The following is a 21,171-nucleotide window of genomic DNA, read 5'->3' as shown; positions in this document are numbered from 1 at the left end:
CAACTATTTACCCGACACATAATATAAAAAACACCACTACTTTAAACTTTAAACCTTGCGCTTTAAACTTAAGAGTTATTGCGCCAAACTATATCTTACCTGCAATCCTGCATTGGTAGTGGCTCTTCTATACGAGTTGGAAACGAGCGGTTCGTTGATGGTGCGTGTAAAATATAGCTGCAGGTTGAGTTTTTGATTTACAACGTAACTAACCGTTGGACGTATCTGCACACTAATGGCTCCGGCAGTGAGTGTGTTGGTTTCATTGATCTTGCGCTGAATGGTGCGCGTATCGCTTACCGTGGTGTTCACGCGGAAGGTTACATCGTTCTTTAACACAACCGTTCGTCCCTGCGATTTGATGGGTAACTTCATGTTGTTCCTGGTATACCCGAATTCAAACGAAACATCTTTGGTAGATACTTCGGTGATCTGCGCATTGGATATCGTGAGTGTCAGGTCGCGCCTGGTTTTATATTGCAGACTTGCCGTTAATTTATTCCTGGTGCGGGCGGTGATGCCGATCAACGGAGCAAACTGCTCCGACAACAGCACCTGGCTGATCACATAAATCGGCACAGAAGTACCATTTACCGTTTTGCCATAGTATAGTGTGTTATAGTCCTCAATGGAACGATCGATGCGCAGTTCATCTACATTGGTATAGTCAAGTGAGTTGGAGTAGTTTGATACCGTATAGGTTGCCTGATAAGCATGCTGAAGGGTGAATGACTGAAATACATCTTTGAGCGGTTTGAGATTGCCAAGCCCTGAATATTCCACGCGCCAGTTGGGTTTTGGCATTTTAGGAAAGGGTGTTAATGAAAGCGTATTGACATTGCTGCCAGTATAGGCGGCTATAAATGCAGGGATTAATACATCCTGCGATGCGGTATCATATTCTGTGCCGCTGATCATGCGAAAACGACTTCGCATAACAACCAGGTTATCTTCAAACTTTTGAAATACCTCCGAATTAATATCACCGTTCGATTTATTGAACGCAGTTTTTATACTCACCGTAGATATGGCATAGCTTCCGCTTCGGTTGGGGTTGAGCGATGCAAAACCGGTTCCGTCCGTAGATAGATCAGGGGCATAGCGGTATATTTCTTCGTATGAAGAGCTGTTATCTTTCCGCATGTCGAGCGTGACTTTCAAGGTAGGTGTTGGCTCCAGGTTGGCACGTACGGTTATAGACTCCGTTCGCGACTGGGTGAACATGGTTGTCAGACTTTTATTGGTGGTGATAAGTCCATTGCGTGCTGCATCAAAGCGCATGTTCGGGTCCTGGCTTCCCAATACAAATTCCCAGCCGGGAGCATTCCAGTCTTTATCCATACCAAAATATTTTGGTGCACCTGTAAAGCCCGGCAACACCGTGCTCTCCGTAAGACTATACGTTGCATTAATCGAGCGCAGCGACATTACCAACCTGAAAAGACCTTTCAGCAATCCGTTCATGGATGCTGGTGTCTTTACTGTATCCATTCGCGCCTGCACCCTGTTATTTAACGGCGATCGCGTTACCGGCCTGGCGGGCGTGTTCAATGCTTTTAAGAACTTGATCTTGTTATACAGCTTTACCATATCAATTTTTCCTGCCATATTCTGGTTGCGATTATTTTGAATGGTATTTTTAAAATCAAGCGAGTCGGGCAAGTCTTGTTCACCAGGCTTCACCAATGAATCCGGTTTATTATAGGTGCCGGCCTTCCATGCATAGTCGGCACGGAAACGATAATCGGCACCCAGCCAATCGGTGATCGGGAGTTTATCCAATGGCAGTGTATAATTTATCGTTACACTTTGCGTGAAGTTCTTCATGCGTCCGAATCTTTTCAGGTTATGGATCACACTGTCTTTCCTGGCTTTTGTATTGATGTCTCCCTCGGGCTCATCTATTGCCGCATTGGCCAACGCGGCATACTCAAAGGAAAGGTTCTTCGAAAAATTCCACCGCACATTATACTGGCGATTGAATGTAAAATGCTTTACATACGAAGGATCGGAGTCCACAAACTCGCTACTGATACCGGAGTTCCGATATATAGTACGGGTAAATGAACGATTCAGATCGAAGCGCACGCCTATATTTGCCGGCATCAAACTGAAATTGAAATCCCTGATCAACTTTAACCATGGTGACGACAACGACTTTATATCTTTAAATGGTTCTATACCGGTTGCCTTCGGAGCAAAATTATAGGCCACCGATCCTTTATATAGTTTCTGAAGATTCTCTGCCGTAGTAAAATTCTTTTGCACGGCATCGCTATACGAGTAACTAAACGCCAGGTTCTCTACGTCCCAAAGGTGCGAGCGTGCATCGGGATTTACCTTGACTTTGCGCACGTTGGTAAAATTCAAACTTCGCTGCACCGTTCGGTCTTGTATAATGCGCAAGTACTCACGCTTCGCGTCTTCGGTCGTAAATGCATCGAGCGCGGCCTTTAGCTTTACATCCGGGTTGGCAGGATCATAGTTGGGAGTGGCTACACTACTCTGGTAACTGGCGAACACGGGAATCTTTATACCTGTATTGCCAGGTAATAATTTATCTAGGTTGGCAGAAGCCGAGAGATCGTATGACGTTGTTTCATCGCGTGTGCGCTCTGATATTTTGGAGCTGATGCTACCAAAGCCATACGTTGTATGCTTTAACGCTCCGTTGATGGTGGCAAAGTCGGCCAGCTTGATATTTGCAGAGGATGTAACTGCCCAACCAGGGGTACGATCAAAATCAGTTACGCGCAATTCGTTCGCCCATATACAGGCAGAGTATGATCGCTTATCGCTGGAGCGTGCGTTTCGAACGCCAATCATAACCGCGAGCACACTGCTCAGATCAGGGCGCCCCATAATGCGAAGTAAATGTCGTCCTACCTCCTTCGGCCCGGCCAGCGGATACCGCTGTGTGAGCGGATAACCTTCTCGATCACGTTGTATCTTCAAGGTATATAACTCAGTCAATGCCAAATCGATCTCGTTATCTTCCGGCCATACACCACGCTCGGTCTCGTTGTTAGGGTCTGATATCTTGAGTGGTATCTCTATCTCATAATAATTATCTGTAAAGTCCGTACCCATGCGCAGGAAAGCATAAAGCTGATCATCGTCGGCTTCGCTGTTAGCATGGAAAAACATTTTTACGCGACCGTAGTTGAACAGATCGACCGACATATTTTTATAAATAGCGCGTGCTGTTCCATCTTGCAAATCCTCTACACATACCTGTACCGATTGCTCATTAAGCAAACGCGACACAGCCGAGCTATAGTCTCGGTCGCGCACCACGCCGGGTGGTATAATATAGCCGGATTTATCCGCCGCTACATCCTTCATGGCATTTTCTTCGAGGTTTACTACCGATACGGTAACGTTGTTAAGATTGGGCTCTGTCGTGGTCGAGAAACCGGGATCGTTCAAATCATCGGCTCCATACGTGCGCCAGTAACTTCCCACCATTCTGAAATTGGCAAGACGAAGTACAACGGGCTCCTTAAATTCGGTGAGCAGCATCCGTATATACCTGATGGATTTGAAGTCTTCTATATTTCCAAACTTCGATTCGTAATCACGAATGGGTATACGAAACAAATACCAGGTAACCGATTCGTGCAGTGTGTTGGTATTGGTGGTGGTGATCTTGTCTACAACATAGCCGTTGTTTACTTCGAGCTGGCCTGGCTTGAGATCGAGGTTGTATTGATAGTACTCTTCGGTTTCGTTCAGCGTGTTATCGGCATTGATATCTTCATTATCAGGTGTCAGGTAACTGGAGTACGATACGCCGTTTGAATTGGTTGATATAGGTGAGTTGCCATCCATACCATTATAACCTTTATATCGCTGCAGTATCTTCGCATTCAGGTTATCATATTTACTATCCAGGAAGTAGGTAAAGTCATCTGCCGATGGATCGTTCTCTACTTTTGTACGTGCATTGGCATCTAATGCATTTAGGTAATTACTGAAATATGCAGCCTCTTTATCATCCGGTAAACCATCCATCCCCACGTCCTGGTTCTGACGCGAAGTGGAAGATGTATTATCAAAACTATTGGTAAGATATTGCTGCGAGGTAACATAGCCCCAGTTGTTAGCAGTGGCAGTCTCTCCTGCCAGGTTACCATCTGCAGGTAAACCATTCTCGAATGCATGGCGCGAATCACGCATCACATCTTCCGATATATTACCGATCTGGAAGATCATTTTGCCACCCGTTGTATTCGATTTGTTAAATATACCATCGAGCACTTTGCCGGTTCCGCTGGGAAGGTTAATGAACGGATCAAGCATCCAGAACTCGATATATTCTATGTTTGCTTTATCAAAATCAGTTTCTGTTTTTACTGCACTGGTTATACCACCCCATGTATTTTGCGGATCGGTAAGAAGTCCGTCACTACCCAATGCAGGATTGTAATTATAAGGCCCGCGCTCATTCGGATAATATGCAATATCCATTATCTGTTCGAAGAAAACGCCTTGTGTTAACTGCTTATTGGGGAAAATTTCCTGTGGCCCCACACCGCGCACATAATGGTTGTGCAGGTCTTCATCCGAAATATTACCTGGCTTTAGCGAACCTCCTTCCCGCTGCAATTGGTTGTCGATAGTATACCACGCTATCTTTCCACGTTTGTACCCTGCACGCACATCATCGGATACACCGGCACTCGGATCAAAACGATTATCATCACTCCTGGGAACCGAAGAAAGTTTCCATGATGCCGGGCTCAGCAGCGAATACGGTGTTGCGGTATTTTCAAAATCATCAATATAGGCTATACTTTCACCATCTACTACATTCGATGTGCCGGGTATGAGCTGTGCAAACTCACCGGTAAGATTTATGGTGGATGGCTCTTTCGTTTGTATCAGCGGCAATGCATCTACCAGTTTGGTGAGCATGCGGCTCTTCTTGTTTATATTGAAATCAAGACCATACTGTAAATTCCGCGCAGGCTCTGTACCAACGGTATTGCGGCTTACGGAGGGGCGTTCGTTATAGTATAGCAGTGTGGAGCCGAAGTTTACGTCATCGTTCAGCTTGTAATCCATGCGTGTGCCCAGCAGGCTTTTGTTCTGGAACGAAAACGCATCCAACTGTTCATATTGCACCTGTATATCTTTTCCTGAATTCATGATCGATTCGTTCAGGATCGTTACTTTTCCAAACGTATAGTCAACTACATAGTCTGTACCTTCCGTTAGCTGTATACCGCCGGCATATACTTTTACCGAACCTTGCGAGACGCCAAAACCAGGTATCAGAATTTCGTTGGTAGAACTGGCGGTATACTGACCTTTCAGGTAAAATTTATTTTTGGAAGCGAATAACGAAGCATCTGATCGTGTAGTGCTATACAATGTATCGTACGAGTATTTGGCAATGAGCGCGGCCTTGGTGGGCTCGTCTTCAAACGCATCGCGCAACGCTTCACTAAACGGTTTGAGATACGGGAAGATAATCAGCTCCGAAGCCGAATTGATTGTAACGCCTTCTATAAAATCAAAATTACCATCACGTTGCCGGTCATTCAGTGTATTGAGTTTATCGAGTCCGAATATTTCGATCAGCTGGCGCGTGCGTACGGTGGTGCCGGCCTGCAACTGTGGATTATCAATACCGGTAGCATCATCGCGGTATATAATGCGTAGCTGAAAACCACTCTGCGCCAGTTGTGTTGCCCCAAGGCTATAGATGTTTTTCATCATCAAATCCCAGGTAGGAATAGTATTACCGTTATCATCGCGAATAGCGATCTTGCGTGGACGCAGCAGTTTCAAGAAGATCACTTCATCGTCTTTGAGATTTGAATAATCTTCCGTCAGCTCTCCAACTTTATATGATTTTCCATTATAGGTATATTCGTATGCTACGGCCAGCACTTCATCATTCTGAAGCTTGGTACTCAACGTTACATAACCAAGCTGTGTATGGAAGGTATATTCAGTAGAAGCCAGCCTGCGTGCACCGGTTACCTTCTCGAAGTCTGTACCGGTATTGTTACTGCCTGCAAAATAACTTTCCAGTGTATTACTGATATCGTCCACACTGCGGCTTTGTGATGTTACAAAACTGAACAATGTATTAGCACCATTGGATGCAGGCATACTTGATCCGTTGGAAACAACAGCACTGTTATAAATCGTTTTGCCTTCGGCCAGGTCCATCAGCCCCACAACGTTGCGCAGGGTTTGTGTGTCGCTCTTACGATTCAGCACATATACTTCCACACGGGTAACATTTATACCGGATGTGATCTGCGGAGTGTTGGCAATCCACTTCTCATAATTGTCGCGAAAGAAATGACTGAGAAAGAAGTGGCGGCTTTCATCGTAGTTCGAGGCGATCAATTCAAAAGGACGGTTTTGTCCGTTGCTGCCACCATCCACATTCACGGATGAAGCTTTACCACGCTGTGTAGAAGCGATCACCGTAGTTTTCAATCGCCCGAATTGCAATTGTGCTTTTACACCAAAGAGATTCTGCGCGCCTTGTATCAGCGTATTATTCAGTGGAAGACTCACGTTTCCCAACTCCAGCTTCTGCAATATATCTTCCTTGAAGCCGGTATATTCTACCTTCATGTTGTTCTGAAAATCGAAAGAGTTGTTGTTATCGAAGTTAGCCGATACAGACATCTTCTCCCCGATTTTGCCTACCACACTCATATTGATCTGTTGATCAAAATCAAAACCACCATTGCGTTGCTGCCGAATGGGTATTGACGGATTGTTGATGCGCTGAAAAGATGCACCGAAATCGAGCGTAACATAACCGCGCGGTATGAGTTCTACATAACTTCCGCCAAAGATGCGATCGAATATAGGGCTGATAAAGATTTTGGGATTTAAACTGCTACCACTGATGGGACTGTCGCCATCGGTGGCTTTTGTTTTACTCCTCCAGTAATTTTTTAATATCTGCCGATCCTGGTATTGCTTATATTCTTCGAGCGTCATCATCGAAGGCGGGCGGTAATCGAAGGAGCCCACTTTCTCGGAGATAATATTATTGCCAGAGGTATCGTATTCTATAGTTACCTTCTTTTGCTGCGGATCTCTCAGCGACATAGGTGTTTCGCTTTCCGGGTTGGCGAATGGATCGCCATAGCGATCCACCGGGCGGTATGTAGAATGTGTATCCGGTTTATAAGGATGAAGGGTAGAATCCTGCCCGGTTTGCTGTGCCCACAACGGACTGGCCAGACAAAAAAGAAATACCCATACCGCTCCATACGCTGCATGAGTAAGGTTTACAGATAAAAGGTTTAGATGTATCAATATGTATAATCCCGTTGTTTACCACGTGGAAAACATGGCAAGAAGGGAACGTGAGAACACGAGGGATTATGTATAGTATAGGGATTATGTAGACGATACAAGATAATTCAGCGATGAAAAATATATCCTGATGTTATGGTAATGCAAAAGAATCTCCCACAGAACTCACAGATAAACACAGATTAAATGCATTTATTGTTCAATAAAATCTCGTGAGTTCTGCAGGAAAATATTTTTTTTAAATTCCAGTTGTTACCTGAACATGCTGATTATGCCCTTTAGTCTTTTCAAAAAATTTCTGTTTTGATACTCCTTTTGCAACGCTACCATACACGCAGCACACAAACAGTCACTGTAGTTGTCGCGCAGGTACTGGCGTTCATCTTCGCGAAGCGATACTGTGCTACACTGGCATAGTGTGATGGAGCCTACTTTACATTCGAAACCGGTTTGGCATCGGGGGCATTTTTTTTGTTCGTGTTTCATGGAATGGTTACACGTTAATCGTAGAAAATACAGTGACACAGAGGGGCACAAAGGAGGCAGAGTTACACAAAGTTTTTTTTGGTTAACGTTATCCATTAATCGAGTAGCAGCTCATAAATAACTGCTCACGATTAACGGATAACGGACAACGATTAACGGCTAACAGCCACCGGTGTGCGCAGCTCTCGCGCCGCTTGCACCATTGCTATAAGTGCTTTCCTTGTTTCTTCCCAATGGCGAGTCTTTAATCCACAGTCAGGGTTTACCCACAATTGCTCTGCCGGAATTACAGCACGTGCCTTGTTCATGAGGTATACCATTTCATCTTTGGACGGAACACGTGGCGAGTGTATATCATATACTCCCGGGCCAATGTCGTTGGGATAATTGAAGTCAGCAAACGCATCGAGCAACTCCATCTGTGAACGTGAGCATTCAATGGTAATCACATCGGCATCCATATCCGCTATACTTTCTATAATGTCGTTGAACTCCGAATAACACATGTGCGTATGGATCTGCGTTTCGTCTTTTACACCGCTTGCCGCTATACGAAATGCTTTCACGGCCCACGCCAGGTATTCATTCCAGTCGGCTTTGCGAAGAGGTAATCCTTCGCGTATGGCTGGTTCATCGATTTGAATAATTTTTATACCGGCTTTTTCCAGGTCAACCACTTCATCGCGTATAGCCAGGGCAATCTGGTTCGTGGTAACAGAGCGTGGCTGATCATCGCGCACGAACGACCATTGCAAGATGGTAACGGGTCCGGTGAGCATACCTTTCATGTGCTTCCGCGTAAGCGACTGCGCAAATGCCGACCACGCTACTGTCATAGCGTTTGGTCTTGATACATCGCCAAAAATGATCGGGGGCTTCACACAACGCGAGCCATAGCTCTGCACCCAGCCATTCTTTGAAAACACATAGCCCTGGAGTTGTTCGCCGAAATACTCTACCATATCGTTGCGCTCAAACTCCCCGTGCACCAGCACATCAATGCCAATCTCTTCCTGCCAGCGAATTGCTTTTTCGGTTTCCGCCTTTATGTGCTGCTCGTATGCCTGTGGTGTAAGCTCACCTTTCTTTAGTTTAGCGCGCCATTCACGTACTTCGATTGTCTGCGGAAATGATCCGATGGTTGTTGTGGGGAACAGCGGCAACCGAAGTGCATCCTGCTGTTTCTTTTTACGAACAGTAAATGTACTTTGTCGTTTTGCATCGGCATCCGTGAGCGCTGCCACACGTTGCTTTACGGTGGGGTTATGGATGCGTGATGATGTTCTTCGGCTTTCGATCGCTTTGATATTCTCTTCCAGTTGTAGTTGTGCCGATGCTTTTGTTTCCGGAAGCGAAAGCTTCTTCAACGTTACTACTTCCTTCAGTTTCTGTTTGGCAAATGCCATCCACTGCTTGATCTCCGGCAGGAGTATAGTATCAGTTGTTTCCAGATCAAGGTCGCAGGGTGTATGCAGCAGCGAACATGACGGTGCTATCATTACTCGTGCTTCGCCCAGTGCAGTTTTAGCTTTCTCAACAAACGTAAGCGACTTGCTAAAATCATTCTTCCAGATATTGCGACCATCCACAACACCTAACGACAGCATCATTCTTTCCGGTATAGCACCGATGACCGGTGTAAGTTGCCCGGCATCGCGCACAAGGTCTATGTGCAGTGCGTTTACCGGCAGCGACTTCACAATAGCCAGGTTATCGCGAAGACCTTCAAAGTATGTAGCCAGCAATATTTTTACCGATGGAATTTCCTTTCGTATCTCGTTGTAAACTTGTGCAAACGCTTTCTTTTCTTTTTCGCTAAGATCAAGCGCCAGGAAGGGCTCATCGAATTGTATCCACTGAACATCCAGTTTATCGAGTCGTTTTACGATATCGATATATACCGGCAGCAGGTTTTTAATAAGATCGATCCGGTCGAAACCTTCTTCTTTTTCTTTGCCTAACAGTAAATACGATACGGGGCCGATCAACACGGGCTTTGTAATAATACCCAGTTGCTTGGCTTCGTAGAACTCATCGATCACTTTCGTGGAGAATAATTTGAACGACTGGTTCTTATGAAATTCAGGAACGATGTAATGATAGTTGGTATCAAACCACTTTGTCATTTCCATTGCTGTAATATCCAAGCCATCTTTCTGATAGCCACGCGCCATGGCAAAACAGAGATCGAGCTCTACATTACTTTTATTAAGGATAACATCGTGATAGCGCTCGGGTATAGCACCTGCCATAAGCGACATATCAAGCACCTGATCGTAAAATGAGAAATCGTTGGAAGGTATCAGATCTATACCCGCCTGCTTCTGCAAGAGCCAGTTCTCTTGTCGCAGGTTCTTGCCTACCTGCAACAGGTTTTTGAAAGTTGTTTTGCCTGACCAGTATTGTTCACAGGCTTTTTTTAGTTCGCGGTGGCTGCCAATGCGTGGGTAGCCCAGGTTGTGTGCAATCATGTTGATTTGCGTTTAAGTGAATAATATATACCTGGCTCTTTGTCGGAACCGGTACGACTACACGCAAAACCGCATGGATAAAGTAATGACACACCTTTCTGGCGCGAGGAGAAAGAAGATATCAGACTTGACCTGCCTATTTACGTGTAGGCATAGTCAGCAAAGCGAAGGCAAGTCTCCTGGCTTGTAACGGTATTTGCCGTCCTTCTCATCTATGTAAATAGACAATGGACATCGAGGGCAAACCCTTTACCTGAATATTATTTCAGGGTTACTTACAGTAGCACGTCTGCTCGTGATTCTCACACGATTCCTTTTTAATTTTCCGGAACTCCCGGAAAAACCAAACACTTGTTGACGATGGAAACAAAGAACGTATGACAAACATACGCATTATGCCATCGAATACAAAGCAACCTATATGATCACCTTTTTCAGGAAGGTATCTATATGTGCAGCAATCTCGGTATGGTATTCTTCCAAAGCGAAATGGCCTGTATTAAGCAAATGCACTTCTGCGTTCGGCAAGTCCTTTTTATAGGCTAGCGCACCGCTGCCGGTAAACAAGGCATCATTCTTTCCCCAGGTGATGAGTGCAGGCGGTTGATGATCACGCAAATATTTTTGCCACACAGGATATAGTTTGATGTTATTCTGATAATCGTATAGCAGGTCGAGTTGGATCTCCTTATTTCCCGGGCGTTCTAAAAAGTACTGATCGTAGTGGTAGGCATCCGGACTAATCTTTTCAGGATTCTCAGTGCCATCGAGGTATTGAAGTTTGGTGCCATCAAGACTCAGTATCCAGCGCATGGCTTTTTCTGTTTCTTCATTCCGGTTCGCCCAAAAACGTTTGCCATCTTCGAGCGCAGGACCAAGACCATCTTCATACGCATTGGCATTTTGAATAATGAGCGATTGAATCAGCTCCGGTCTGCGCACCGCGATGCGATAGCCAACCGGTGATCCATAGTCTTGTATATACAGGTTGATTTTTTTCAGTTGCAATGCATCGATAAATTTCTCGATTGTATAAGAAAGATTATCGAATGTATAGGTGTACGCTTCGCGCGCGGGCATGTCGCTGTTGCCGAAGCCCGGATAATCAGGCGCGATGAGATGATAACGATCAGCGAGGTCGTTGATCAGATCGCGATACATGTGAGAGGACGAAGGAAAACCGTGCAGTAATAATATGAGCGGCCTGGATGTTTCGCCAGCTTCGCGATAGAATATCTTCACACCATCGATGGTGATGGTTTTATAGATAACAGTTGCCATACAGTAAAAAGGGGTTGGGTATAAAGAGAGCCTGGCAAGGCTTTACGCCGCCAGGCTTGTGCTATAGATCAGTACGCGGCTGTGAAACGTTTCTTGATGAATTTTTTATTCTCGATCTCATCCAGCAATACTACACTGAGGTCTTCTACGGAAAGACGGCTTTCACCTTCTGCATTGAATACAGGTTGATCGGTGCCGAGACGGTATTTACCGGTGCGACCATCTTTTATACCGTGGTGCATGAGGATGGCAGGACTGAAGAAGGTCCAGTCGAGTGTATCTTCTTTACGAATAACGTTGAGATATTCGCGTGCTGCCAGTGCTCCTGATTTCCATTCTGCGGGAAACTGTGGCGTATCTACCAACTGCACGCCGGGTGCAACTTCCAGGCTACCCGCACCACCGATCACGATCAGTCGCTTTACTCCTGACTTCTTCACACCTTCCTGTATAGCTTTAGAGCCTTTCAGAAAATCGTCATGAAGATTTGGATTTTCCCAGCCAGCATTGTAAGCACTTAATACTACATCATGGCCACTTACCAGGTTGGCAACTTCATCAGCATTCATTGCATCTCCTTTTTTTACAGAAAGGTTAGCGTGCGTTACCTTGATATTCTCAGGATTACGAACGATGGCAGTCACTTGATGGCCACGATCCAATGCTTCTTTTAACAGGTGTGAGCCAACAAATCCAGAGGCTCCGATCAATGCAATTTTCATAATGATTAAAATTTAATGGTTATATATTGTAATGTTTTTTATTACAGTTAAAGTCAAAAAAAATTTCAGGAGAAGCGATTGCTAAAATCAGCCAGTGTTGTTTTATCCAGCTTCTTTATCAAGGCCTCTTCTGCTTCTTCATACAGATTGTCGAGGTGTTTATTGATCTGTTTGCCGATTGCACATTTCGGATTTGGTTCGTTCTTCGTGTGCCCCAGCACAGGTGCCTGTCGCACAGCTTTATATATATCCGAAAGGCGTATCTGCTTCGAGGGTTTTCCCAGCGAAAAGCCACCGGCTTTACCTTCTTTGCTTTCTACCAGACCATGTTTCTTCAGGTTGCTCAGCTCTTTGCGCACCAGCACCGGGTTAATATTAATACTACCAGCCAGGAACTCAGACGACACCAGTTCGTCCGGAAACCTGTCCAGCAAGGTCAGGATGTGGAGCGAAATGGAAAATCGTCCGTTGTTCATACTGTAATTATTTTTATTACAGTACAAAGATGAATAAAAATTGGTTCAAAGTTCGAAAAAGTTTAAGGTTCAAGGTTCAAGGTTCAAGGTTCAAGGTATTTAACATTGAACTTTGAACCCTGAACCTTGAACTTCAAACCTTGAACTTTAAACCTTGAATCCAATCACCTCTCCATACATCACCTGAAACCGCATCGCTTCTTTCAGCGAAACATTATTGATCAACGCGTGCAATGACTTTATAACACCACCATGCGTTACGATGGCAGCAGTTTTGTGTTTTTGATCGCGAATGAATTTCAGAAAATCTTCTACCCGCGCGGCAAGCTGTGCATACGATTCTCCGTTGGGTACACATACCTCTACATAGTTATTCATCCAGTGCATGAGCGAATCCTGCTCGATGTCGTTCCAGGCTTTTAATTCCCAGTTTCCAAAGTTTAACTCTTTCAGACGGCTATCGCTCAGGAGATTTACTTGCTTTGACTCGGCCAGTGTTTTAGCCAATTGCATACAACGAAGTAACGGGCTTGTATAGATCACATCCACTGTTGCCGGGAGCTTCAACAACACACGCTCGGCTTCTTCGGTAAAGGTATGCAGCACGGGTATATCAGATTGGCCGTAGCAAATTCCTTTGGCAACATCTGGCGTGGTGTGGCGAATCACATATAGTTCCATAAGGCAAGCAGGCTCAGGTAGATTACGACTTCATTTACCTGCTGTGTGGCACCCAGGCAATCGCCTGTATATCCACCTATCCATTTCTTAAAGTAGCGGTGCAGATAAATCGTCATCAACATCACCGGAAGGATGATGAGCAGTACTATAGCATGGAAGTATACCAATACCGCAAGGGGAATAAAAGCCCATATACAGGCTATCACCAGATTTTTTGGTTTTAATTGCTGTGCTACCGGTTTCGCTTTGCTGTCTGCATCTTCGCGCACATATATGGATGTGAACATCACCAGCACGGCAGACAAGCGACTAAGGGAATGCGATACAATCAAAAATATTCCATACAAATAAACGGGTGCTATAGCGAGTTGCCGGAGCGAAAAAAACTTGAGGGCGAGCATAAATATGAGCCCCGCAACACCATACGTACCTACACGACTATCTTTCATAATCGCGAGAATCTTTTCTTTGGTCCATCCTCCGCCAAATCCATCGCATACATCGGCCCAGCCATCTTCATGAAAGGCACCTGTGGCTAATATACCCGCCACCATCGACAACAGTATGGCTACCTCTACCGGAAATATATAGCGACACAGGAAGAAAACGATCCATGAGAGAATTGCCACAATCCAACCCACCAATGGAAAATATCGAGTAGCTTCGTTAAGGTTAGCGGCATTATGATCTACCCACTGCGGACATGGAATGCGGGTGTAGAACATAAGCGCAGTAAAAAATATCTGGAACTCGCGTTTCAAAGTACGGAGGTTGGATCGGTTTTACGCTGTGTACTTCCGGAATCAGATCGTTCACTCACGCTGGCTGATTCGAAGCTTGCCATTTCGTTGAGAAATGCCACCGCCGATTGCAGCAACGGATAGGCTACAGCTGCCCCCGTGCCTTCGCCCAGGCGCATATGCAGATCGAGCAGCGGCTCTACATCCATAGCCTGCAGCATCATGGCATGGCCGCGCTCGTGCGACTGGTGGCAAAATATACAGTAATCTTTCACCGCGGGGTCAATGGCCTGTGCTACCATATAGGCTGCTGTGGCAATGAAGCCATCCACGAGAATAATCATTCCATGTTCCGCGGCTTGTAACATACCGCCCACGATCTGTGCTATTTCAAAGCCACCAAAGGTAGCCAGCATTGTAAGGGCTGTATCGTGTTTATTATGCTGCTTCAGCGCTTGGGTAAGCACTTCTATTTTATGTTGAAAGGCTTTATCATCGAGGCCGGTGCCGCGGCCTACACATTGCGATACAGGTATATCGCAAAAGAGGCTCATCAGCGCGCTGGCAGCTGTGGTGTTGGCAATACCCATTTCACCAAAGCCGATCACGTTGCAGCCCTTGCTATATATACTGCTCACGATCTCTGCAGCCGAATTTATACACCGGGCCGTTTGCTCACTCGTCATAGCCGGGCCTTTCAGAAAGTTGGCCGTGCCCATCGCTACCTTGTTGTAGATAAGTCCCTGCAGGTTATCTGGAAAAATATACTTTACACCGGCATCTACTACATGAAGTGTAATGTTATGCTGGCGACAGAATACATTAATGGCAGCACCGCCTTGTATAAAGTTCATCACCATCTGCCACGTTACTTCCTGTGGATAGGCGCTTACACCTTCTTCGGCTATACCATGATCGGCCGCAAACACAAGTATATGTGGATTTGACAGCGCTGGTTTCTGTGTATGCTGAATGAGGCCGATCTGCAATGCCAGCGTCTCCAGTTTCCCCAGGGCACCGAGTGGCTTCGTTTTTTGGTCGATCTTTTTTTGAAGCTGTGCCTGCAATGCAGTGGACACGGGTTTTATCCTGAACTTCTTCATCGTGTCAGCGTGTTACTGGTTTTATTTTTACCGGTATACCGGATACCATGAAAATTACTTCGTCAGCGATAGCGGCTACGTATTGATTTGCCCATCCTTGCAGGTCTACAAATTTTCGGCCTGCTTCTGTTTCTGCATGTACTCCCATACCAATCTCGTTTGTTACAATAATAAATGTATTCTGTTGTGTGGCCAGCTTATCAATTTCCTGTTTAAATTCAGTAAGTGCAGCATTAATATCTTGTTTATGATCGATAAAGAAATTAGTAAGCCAAAGCGTGATGCAATCTACTACCACCACGCGATCGCTAAGGGCAAGTGCACTTACGTACTTCTCTGCCTCATGGCTGGTCCACTCGGGACCACGCTCCTGCTGATGACGTTTGATACGATCCTGAAAGTCGCCATCCCACTGCCGGGCAGTCGCTACATATACCGGTAAATCTGTAGTTTGTTTGGCACGTTCCTGGGCATAGCGGCTCTTACCGCTGCGGGCACCTCCGGTTACAAGTATTATCATGCAAGCTTCATTTCAATAAACCAATATTGATTGTGGCAGCGCGTTGCTCCAAAGGCAACCTCAATTTTCTTTTTGAACATCGGTGTATATACCACCAGTGTATGGTATTCACCATTCTCTCCACACGCATCTATACCGATCGCCTCCAATTCATCTACGAGGTCATGCGTTATCTTCTTTCCAAGAAATCGTTCGCCCATGGTTTCATTACACGATACAATATAGGTTTCAATGCCTGCATCAAGCATGGCATATACTAATTCTTTACGATTGCGAAGCCAAAGAGGAAGTATAGCTTCTATCCCGACTGCGCTGCAAACCTTTTCTTCCCAATCGCGATGGGGTTGCAGGTCTATATCGCCAAATACACCGGCTTCAATTCCATAGTCGGCTTTGAGTGAATGCAGCGTCTCTATAAATATCTTTTCGTATCCGTCCCAGCTTGCCGGCCGGGTAACCATGGGCAAACCCAGCATAGCACCTTGTTGCAGCAGTATATCTTTGGGTATAGCGTGGCTGCGACTTACCATATCGTTTTCATTCATCATATTGAGCAGCACAGAAGGCTGCATGCCGCTGGCTATGGCCTGCATAAGGGCAAAGCAACTATCTTTACCTCCGCTCCAGCTGCTAACAAACTTTTTCAATGTATATGGATGTTTTGAAGTGATGCTACTTTATTCTCCAATCGCAAAGGTAATGTAAATACCTGCGGATGAAACAGCGCTGCCAGCACTTCTATACCATCTACCAGTGTAGAGGCAGAAGGTTGTGTGAAGAGATCAAAGTCTACTATAAATACGCGATTGTTCTTTACCGCCTGCAATGTGTTCCATTCCGGTTTAGCGGTAAGCAAATGCAGTTCTTCCTGCGAGCGTTTTACATCAAAGCCGCAGGAGGCAATGATCAATACGTCCGGATCGTATTTTACAACTTTGCTCCACGGCGTTACAATGCTATCGCCGTTGGGGTTCGACAGCATGTCTATACCTCCGGCATACGCAACCTGATGTGGAATCCAGTGGCCGCAGTTATAGATCGGCTCGATCCATTCCATCAGCATAACACGCCTCGGCAAAGCCTTTGCTCTGCGGAGTTCATCGATAATAAAGTCGATGCGTTGCTGTAGCGAAGCGAGGTATAGATAAGCATGCTCTTCGTGACCCAAGGCAGTGGCAATGGTCACCGCAGTTGTAAACACATCTTGCAAACTCGCTGGCGTCAAGGCTACCAGGTTGGGCTGTCGCGGAAGTTTAGCAACCGCAGCTGATGTGCACGCGGTATCGATCTGGCATACCTCGCACACATCCTGCGTGAAGATTACATCGGGTTGAATGCTTTGCAGCAAATCATCATCTACATAGTACAAGCTTTTACCCTGTGCTTTGCTGGCACTAAAGATCCGGTCTATCTCCTGGCTGCTGTAGTGCTTACCTTCCAATACACAGCGCACCACTTTCGGTTTCTCGTTCAACGCTTCGTGCGGGCACTCGAACGTTACGCCATGCAACAGGTGCTGCAGATTCATGTCGTATATCATTCTCGTAGCAGCCGGAAGGAAGGAACAGGCGGTCATGGGCTTTTTTGTTTAGATTTTACGGTGTTGGTGATAATGTTTTGATTGCCGGTTGAGAGCTGCTGGTTGCTGGCTTCCAGCTGCTGGAGGTGTGAGTTTGAGTGAAGGTGTGGAGTTGTGCAGTCAGGGTTTTTCTTTACTGCATAATGGAAAGCTCGAGAGGCAAGCTTCCATCGGGATCATTACTGAACACTTAGTGCCGGGAATCTTCGTTGCATCAGTTCGAAGCTGCCGAAGAAGATTGTGCTGAATACTATATTTCCGATCAGCAGGTTTCGCATGGATGGTAGCGCCATGGTATAGCAATCGATCAGTCCGCTAAAGTCCTTGGTATAGGGTATATCTTCTGAGGTGCCAGTGCAGCCGGAGAGCCAAACACTGAAGTCGGTAATGAGCCAGTGTGACACGGCCGCAGCTACACAAGCAATGGCTATATTTCGTACCGATACTGTTTTCATCTGTTGCCCGATAAATACCATGAACGCAAAACTTCCATATACCCACGCTGCACCCTGATAAAAGAGAACCCAATACCCGAAGAAAAGAAAGCGATTCAGAATAATGTCGGTAAGCCAAAGCGTGAGCAATGGCAATAGATACGCTTTCCACTTATCGCTATAATAGAAACCGCCGAACAACGCCATGGCTCCCAGTGGCGTAAAGCTCGACAGTGACGAGTGCGTGCTGGCAGTGGCCAGCCGGAATATACCGGCTGCCAGTATAAAGGCAGCCAGTATAACAGGTCGTGGATTTATTTTATTCATAATGCTATGTCTTTATTTCTTAAAGACCAAACGTTACACCGGCATTCATATTAAAGCCCATGGTGCTGTAGCCGTATATCTCGTAGTAATTTTTATCCAGCACATTATGCAGGTCAGCAAAAACTTTGAGTTTGCCCTGGAGTAATTTATATTCGGCATATATATCTACCAATTGATAGGCCTTAAGCGAAACCGCTTCTGTAGCAAACGTAGTAGAGTTAAAGAACATATCGCCGCGTTTACCGAATGTCTTCAGGTTGGCGCTTACATAGAAATTATTTGTAAAGGCATATCCCACATTAATACCAATAGAGTGCTTGGGCCTGCGAATGAGGTTGTTGAAAGTAGTATCGCGTTCCGCTGAATTTTTCGTAGTCACCTCTCCTTTCACAAAGGCATAGAAAGCTTTTACTCGCAATTTCTCTGTTACGTTGAAAGTCGATTCCAATTCAAAACCAAGATCGTTCTGCTTATTGAAGTTGATATAGCCCGGATATTGATAAATGATCACGTTGTTGATCTTGCGCGAGAACACCGTACCACGTATATCAATACGATTGTCGAGCGTTGCAAACTGGATACCCCCTTCAAGGTTCTTGCTCTTTTCCGGTTTCAACTTTGGATTGCCATACGATGGATTATAGAGTTGATCAAGGTAAGGTGCCTTGAAGCCGGTGGAGTAATTTGCAAAAAGCTTCACCTGGTTATTGATAACATACGAAGGATTGAAGCTATACACGAATATATCGCCAAACACGGAGTGATGCACCAGGCGGCCACCGATCTCGGTAGAGAAACCATGTACATCTTTTACAAAGAATGACAGAAACGGATTTACAATGTGCAGCGTAGAATCTTTCAGATCGCTGCTGGTCATTTTATGATGCTGATAGTTTACACCTCCCAACACTTGAAAGTGTTCGGCCAGATCATAGTTCGCATATACTTCAGCGTTGTCAAAATAGCCACTAAAGCCGCTGGCCACCGATGAATCGGGTTTAAAATAATCGCGGGTAATATAGGTGCGTTTCACATTATCGCGTGCATACTGCACGTGCACCGTGCCTTTTGAAAACGCATAGTCGCCACTGATACCTGTATTTAAAAATTTGGAATGATATACCGGCACCACATCATCCGAGAATGCTCCGGCATCATATTTACCATTGAATTTACTATAGCGAACAAACGGACGGAGCGTTAGCCCTTTGGCTGGATGTACCCCTACACTGGTCTGAAAGGAATTTTGATCAAACCCATCTTTATCAAAGCCCTGCGTGCCGATTGTATCTTTTGCTTCGCTGATACCATCGGTCTTGTAGTAAGTATAGCCTGCATTATAGTCGATCACATCCGTGGAACCGGATACACCTATATTTCCTTTTTTAGTATTATACGTTCCATAGGTAGCGGTGCCATTTACACCAAACGGTTTATTCCCTTTCTTCTTGGTAATGATGTTGATCACACCGGCAACAGCATCACTTCCATACAACGCTGACTGGCTTCCTTTCAGAATTTCAATGCGTTCGATCTGATCGATGGGAAGCATGCGCAGATCAAACGCACCACCTATACCACTTGGATCGTTTACGGGTATACCATCCAGCAAGATCAACGTATAGCCGCTGCCTGCACCGCGCAGGAATACAGACTTATCTTTACCGGGATTGCTGTTTGCACCAGCTATTACTATACCTACCTGCTCGTTGAGCAACTGCGATATATCTTTACCGGCACTGCGCTTCAGTTGATCTTCGTCAATGATGGTAAGAACTTTACCCGTTTCGCTTTGACTTTTTGGAAATTTTGTAGCGGTTACTACTATTTCTTCCAGGTTGGAAGTTACCACAGAATCCTGTTGAGCATTTGTTTTACTTGGCGCCAACAACCAAAGGGCAATCAGAGTCATTGCCCAGACTTTTCTCTCCTTTTTCATCACAGAAAGGTTTACAATAGGTTAGTGAAAAAAGAGTAAAAGGCTGGAATGGGGAACGAAAGAAGATGACCCGGGAGATGTCATTCTTCAGTAAGACCACATTCGTTGCTTTTTACCCGAAGCATTGAATTGAACACTGTAGTGGCAGGTCTCCTGGCTTTCCCTCCTTTGCTTGCCTTCTCATCGGCCTGCCGGCTGATAATGACGTTTCATTGCAAAAGTATGGATGCTGATTGCCCAGCATCGGGATTACAGTAGCGGGAACTGCTCCGGATTTACACCGGTATTCCCTTTTAATTCGGTTGCGCTATAGCACAACAAAAACCAATACGGGTGCAAGTATAGCAGGAATTTTGCTACCGTGAAAGCACAGATCGTCTAACCCATCGGCAGTCTGTCTTTAGCATGTTGTGATCGCTTACCAACTCCCAGTATATTTGCAACCCTTTAGTACTATGACAAAGCATTTTTCCCTTCTTCTGTTTTCAATACTATTATCGATTGCTTCCTTCGGACAGATTGCTCATGATATTCTGGTGGGCGGTGGTATTGACCTGATCAAAACCGATAACCGAAGCATTGCAAGCAAAGCACAGATCGCTATGGAAGGTAATTATTTCCTGACACGCAGCTTCACAGCTTCTGGCGGGCTGGAAATATGGACTGATCGCCAGGTTAGCCTTGCAGTAGGTGGGCGCTGGTATCCGGTAGAAGAAGCTTTTGTTCGTGTACGCGGTTTAATAGGTGTTAACGATCTCTCCATCGGAGGCGGCTGGACTCAGCCTATCATCAACGAACACTGGAAGTTTGAAACGATGGGAGATTTTTATTTTAAGGGTGATTTTTCGATTCGTGCCGGAGTGGTGTACATCATTAGAAGATAAGCTGCGGGTTACTGCCCACGAGCTGCCAGAGGTGCAGGAGGGCGTGAGGGCGAAAATCCAGTTGCACAAAGTTTCACGAAGGAGCATAGAAATCACAAAGATGTGTGTGTATATTTTATCTGTACATATCGGTTAAATCTGTGGGAAATAATTCACTTAATTCCACGGACTATATTTTAACGCTTCATTGTTATCCGCAAGAGCCTATTAACGATTAACCTGTAACTGATAA

15 protein-coding genes and 2 riboswitches are annotated in these 21,171 nt (G+C 45.4%); of the genes, 1 reads left to right on the top strand and 14 read right to left on the bottom strand.

Annotated elements, in window-relative coordinates; translation table 11 throughout:
- Positions 1-75: 75 nt before the first annotated feature.
- The 14 genes from sov to V7Q33_RS15925 all read right to left on the bottom strand — a co-directional run bounded on the left by sov (position 76) and on the right by V7Q33_RS15925 (position 20,055).
- On the bottom strand, positions 76-7,296 hold the full coding sequence (sov, locus tag V7Q33_RS15990) for a T9SS outer membrane translocon Sov/SprA (protein ID WP_333820471.1): 7,221 nt from the start codon (positions 7,294-7,296) through the stop codon (positions 76-78).
- 252 nt (positions 7,297-7,548) lie between these two features.
- A complete protein-coding gene (locus V7Q33_RS15985) occupies positions 7,549-7,782 on the bottom strand; it encodes a cysteine-rich CWC family protein (protein ID WP_333820470.1) in 234 nt (77 codons plus the stop codon).
- 152 nt (positions 7,783-7,934) lie between these two features.
- Complete coding sequence (gene metE, locus V7Q33_RS15980) at positions 7,935-10,253, bottom strand: 5-methyltetrahydropteroyltriglutamate--homocysteine S-methyltransferase (protein ID WP_331975302.1); 2,319 nt, start codon at positions 10,251-10,253, stop codon at positions 7,935-7,937.
- Positions 10,254-10,405: 152 nt separating this feature from the next.
- Positions 10,406-10,616: riboswitch (cobalamin riboswitch) on the bottom strand.
- Between the two features lie 54 nt (positions 10,617-10,670).
- Positions 10,671-11,534, bottom strand: coding sequence for an alpha/beta fold hydrolase (locus V7Q33_RS15975; RefSeq protein ID WP_331975304.1), 864 nt, complete (start codon positions 11,532-11,534; stop codon positions 10,671-10,673).
- Positions 11,535-11,602: 68 nt separating this feature from the next.
- Positions 11,603-12,256 carry an NAD(P)-dependent oxidoreductase gene (locus tag V7Q33_RS15970; RefSeq protein WP_331975306.1) on the bottom strand — a complete coding sequence of 218 codons (654 nt, stop codon included), beginning with the start codon at positions 12,254-12,256 and terminating at the stop codon, positions 11,603-11,605.
- A 65-nt stretch (positions 12,257-12,321) separates the two neighbouring features.
- Entirely contained in the window at positions 12,322-12,732 is a 411-nt protein-coding gene (locus tag V7Q33_RS15965; protein ID WP_331975308.1) for an RrF2 family transcriptional regulator, read from the bottom strand.
- Positions 12,733-12,879: 147 nt separating this feature from the next.
- Complete coding sequence (gene cobC / locus V7Q33_RS15960; protein WP_333820469.1) at positions 12,880-13,413, bottom strand: alpha-ribazole phosphatase; 534 nt, start codon at positions 13,411-13,413, stop codon at positions 12,880-12,882.
- Positions 13,398-14,174 (bottom strand): adenosylcobinamide-GDP ribazoletransferase, encoded by a 777-nt coding sequence (locus V7Q33_RS15955; protein ID WP_333820468.1) that lies wholly within the window; start codon positions 14,172-14,174, stop codon positions 13,398-13,400. The genes cobC and V7Q33_RS15955 overlap by 16 nt, the downstream gene beginning before the upstream one ends.
- The gene (gene cobT, locus V7Q33_RS15950) at positions 14,171-15,256 is read right to left on the bottom strand and encodes a nicotinate-nucleotide--dimethylbenzimidazole phosphoribosyltransferase (RefSeq protein ID WP_333820467.1); all 1,086 of its coding nucleotides are present in this window, start codon (positions 15,254-15,256) and stop codon (positions 14,171-14,173) included. Before cobT ends, V7Q33_RS15955 begins: the two co-directional genes overlap by 4 nt.
- 4 nt (positions 15,257-15,260) lie before the next feature.
- Entirely contained in the window at positions 15,261-15,776 is a 516-nt protein-coding gene (gene cobU, locus V7Q33_RS15945) for a bifunctional adenosylcobinamide kinase/adenosylcobinamide-phosphate guanylyltransferase (RefSeq protein WP_331975316.1), read from the bottom strand.
- Positions 15,773-16,423 carry a diphthine--ammonia ligase gene (locus tag V7Q33_RS15940; RefSeq protein WP_333820466.1) on the bottom strand — a complete coding sequence of 217 codons (651 nt, stop codon included), beginning with the start codon at positions 16,421-16,423 and terminating at the stop codon, positions 15,773-15,775. Before V7Q33_RS15940 ends, cobU begins: the two co-directional genes overlap by 4 nt.
- On the bottom strand, positions 16,420-17,352 hold the full coding sequence (locus V7Q33_RS15935) for an ABC transporter substrate-binding protein (protein WP_333820465.1): 933 nt from the start codon (positions 17,350-17,352) through the stop codon (positions 16,420-16,422). The genes V7Q33_RS15940 and V7Q33_RS15935 overlap by 4 nt, the downstream gene beginning before the upstream one ends.
- Before the next feature lie 182 nt (positions 17,353-17,534).
- Positions 17,535-18,116, bottom strand: a complete 582-nt coding sequence (locus V7Q33_RS15930; RefSeq protein ID WP_331975321.1) for a DUF6580 family putative transport protein — start codon at positions 18,114-18,116, stop codon at positions 17,535-17,537.
- A gap of 19 nt (positions 18,117-18,135) precedes the next feature.
- A complete protein-coding gene (locus tag V7Q33_RS15925) occupies positions 18,136-20,055 on the bottom strand; it encodes a TonB-dependent receptor plug domain-containing protein (protein ID WP_333820464.1) in 1,920 nt (639 codons plus the stop codon).
- 126 nt (positions 20,056-20,181) lie between these two features.
- Positions 20,182-20,399, bottom strand: a riboswitch (cobalamin riboswitch).
- Between the two features lie 111 nt (positions 20,400-20,510).
- Between V7Q33_RS15925 and V7Q33_RS15920 the strand changes: the two genes are divergently transcribed.
- On the top strand, positions 20,511-20,939 hold the full coding sequence (locus tag V7Q33_RS15920; protein WP_331975325.1) for a hypothetical protein: 429 nt from the start codon (positions 20,511-20,513) through the stop codon (positions 20,937-20,939).
- Positions 20,940-21,171: the final 232 nt, after the last annotated feature.

Origin of the sequence: Ohtaekwangia sp. (assembly GCF_036786105.1) — a bacterium.
In the GTDB taxonomy this organism is placed as follows: domain Bacteria; phylum Bacteroidota; class Bacteroidia; order Cytophagales; family Cyclobacteriaceae; genus Ohtaekwangia.
The sequence above is the reverse complement of the archived record's forward strand: the minus strand, read 5'-3'. Positions and strand labels throughout refer to the sequence as shown.

What these genes read in the sequence shown, in the direction of transcription:
- V7Q33_RS15985 (WP_333820470.1), bottom strand. Translation starts at nt 7,782, where the DNA reads ATGAAACACGAACAAAAAAAATGCCCCCGATGCCAAACCGGTTTCGAA.
- cobC (WP_333820469.1), bottom strand. Translation starts at nt 13,413, where the DNA reads ATGGAACTATATGTGATTCGCCACACCACGCCAGATGTTGCCAAAGGA.
- cobU (WP_331975316.1), bottom strand. Translation starts at nt 15,776, where the DNA reads ATGATAATACTTGTAACCGGAGGTGCCCGCAGCGGTAAGAGCCGCTAT.
- V7Q33_RS15965 (WP_331975308.1), bottom strand. Translation starts at nt 12,732, where the DNA reads ATGAACAACGGACGATTTTCCATTTCGCTCCACATCCTGACCTTGCTG.
- cobT (WP_333820467.1), bottom strand. Translation starts at nt 15,256, where the DNA reads ATGAAGAAGTTCAGGATAAAACCCGTGTCCACTGCATTGCAGGCACAG.
- V7Q33_RS15935 (WP_333820465.1), bottom strand. Translation starts at nt 17,352, where the DNA reads ATGACCGCCTGTTCCTTCCTTCCGGCTGCTACGAGAATGATATACGAC.
- V7Q33_RS15930 (WP_331975321.1), bottom strand. Translation starts at nt 18,116, where the DNA reads ATGAATAAAATAAATCCACGACCTGTTATACTGGCTGCCTTTATACTG.
- metE (WP_331975302.1), bottom strand. Translation starts at nt 10,253, where the DNA reads ATGATTGCACACAACCTGGGCTACCCACGCATTGGCAGCCACCGCGAA.
- V7Q33_RS15970 (WP_331975306.1), bottom strand. Translation starts at nt 12,256, where the DNA reads ATGAAAATTGCATTGATCGGAGCCTCTGGATTTGTTGGCTCACACCTG.
- V7Q33_RS15920 (WP_331975325.1), top strand. Translation starts at nt 20,511, where the DNA reads ATGACAAAGCATTTTTCCCTTCTTCTGTTTTCAATACTATTATCGATT.
- V7Q33_RS15975 (WP_331975304.1), bottom strand. Translation starts at nt 11,534, where the DNA reads ATGGCAACTGTTATCTATAAAACCATCACCATCGATGGTGTGAAGATA.
- V7Q33_RS15925 (WP_333820464.1), bottom strand. Translation starts at nt 20,055, where the DNA reads ATGAAAAAGGAGAGAAAAGTCTGGGCAATGACTCTGATTGCCCTTTGG.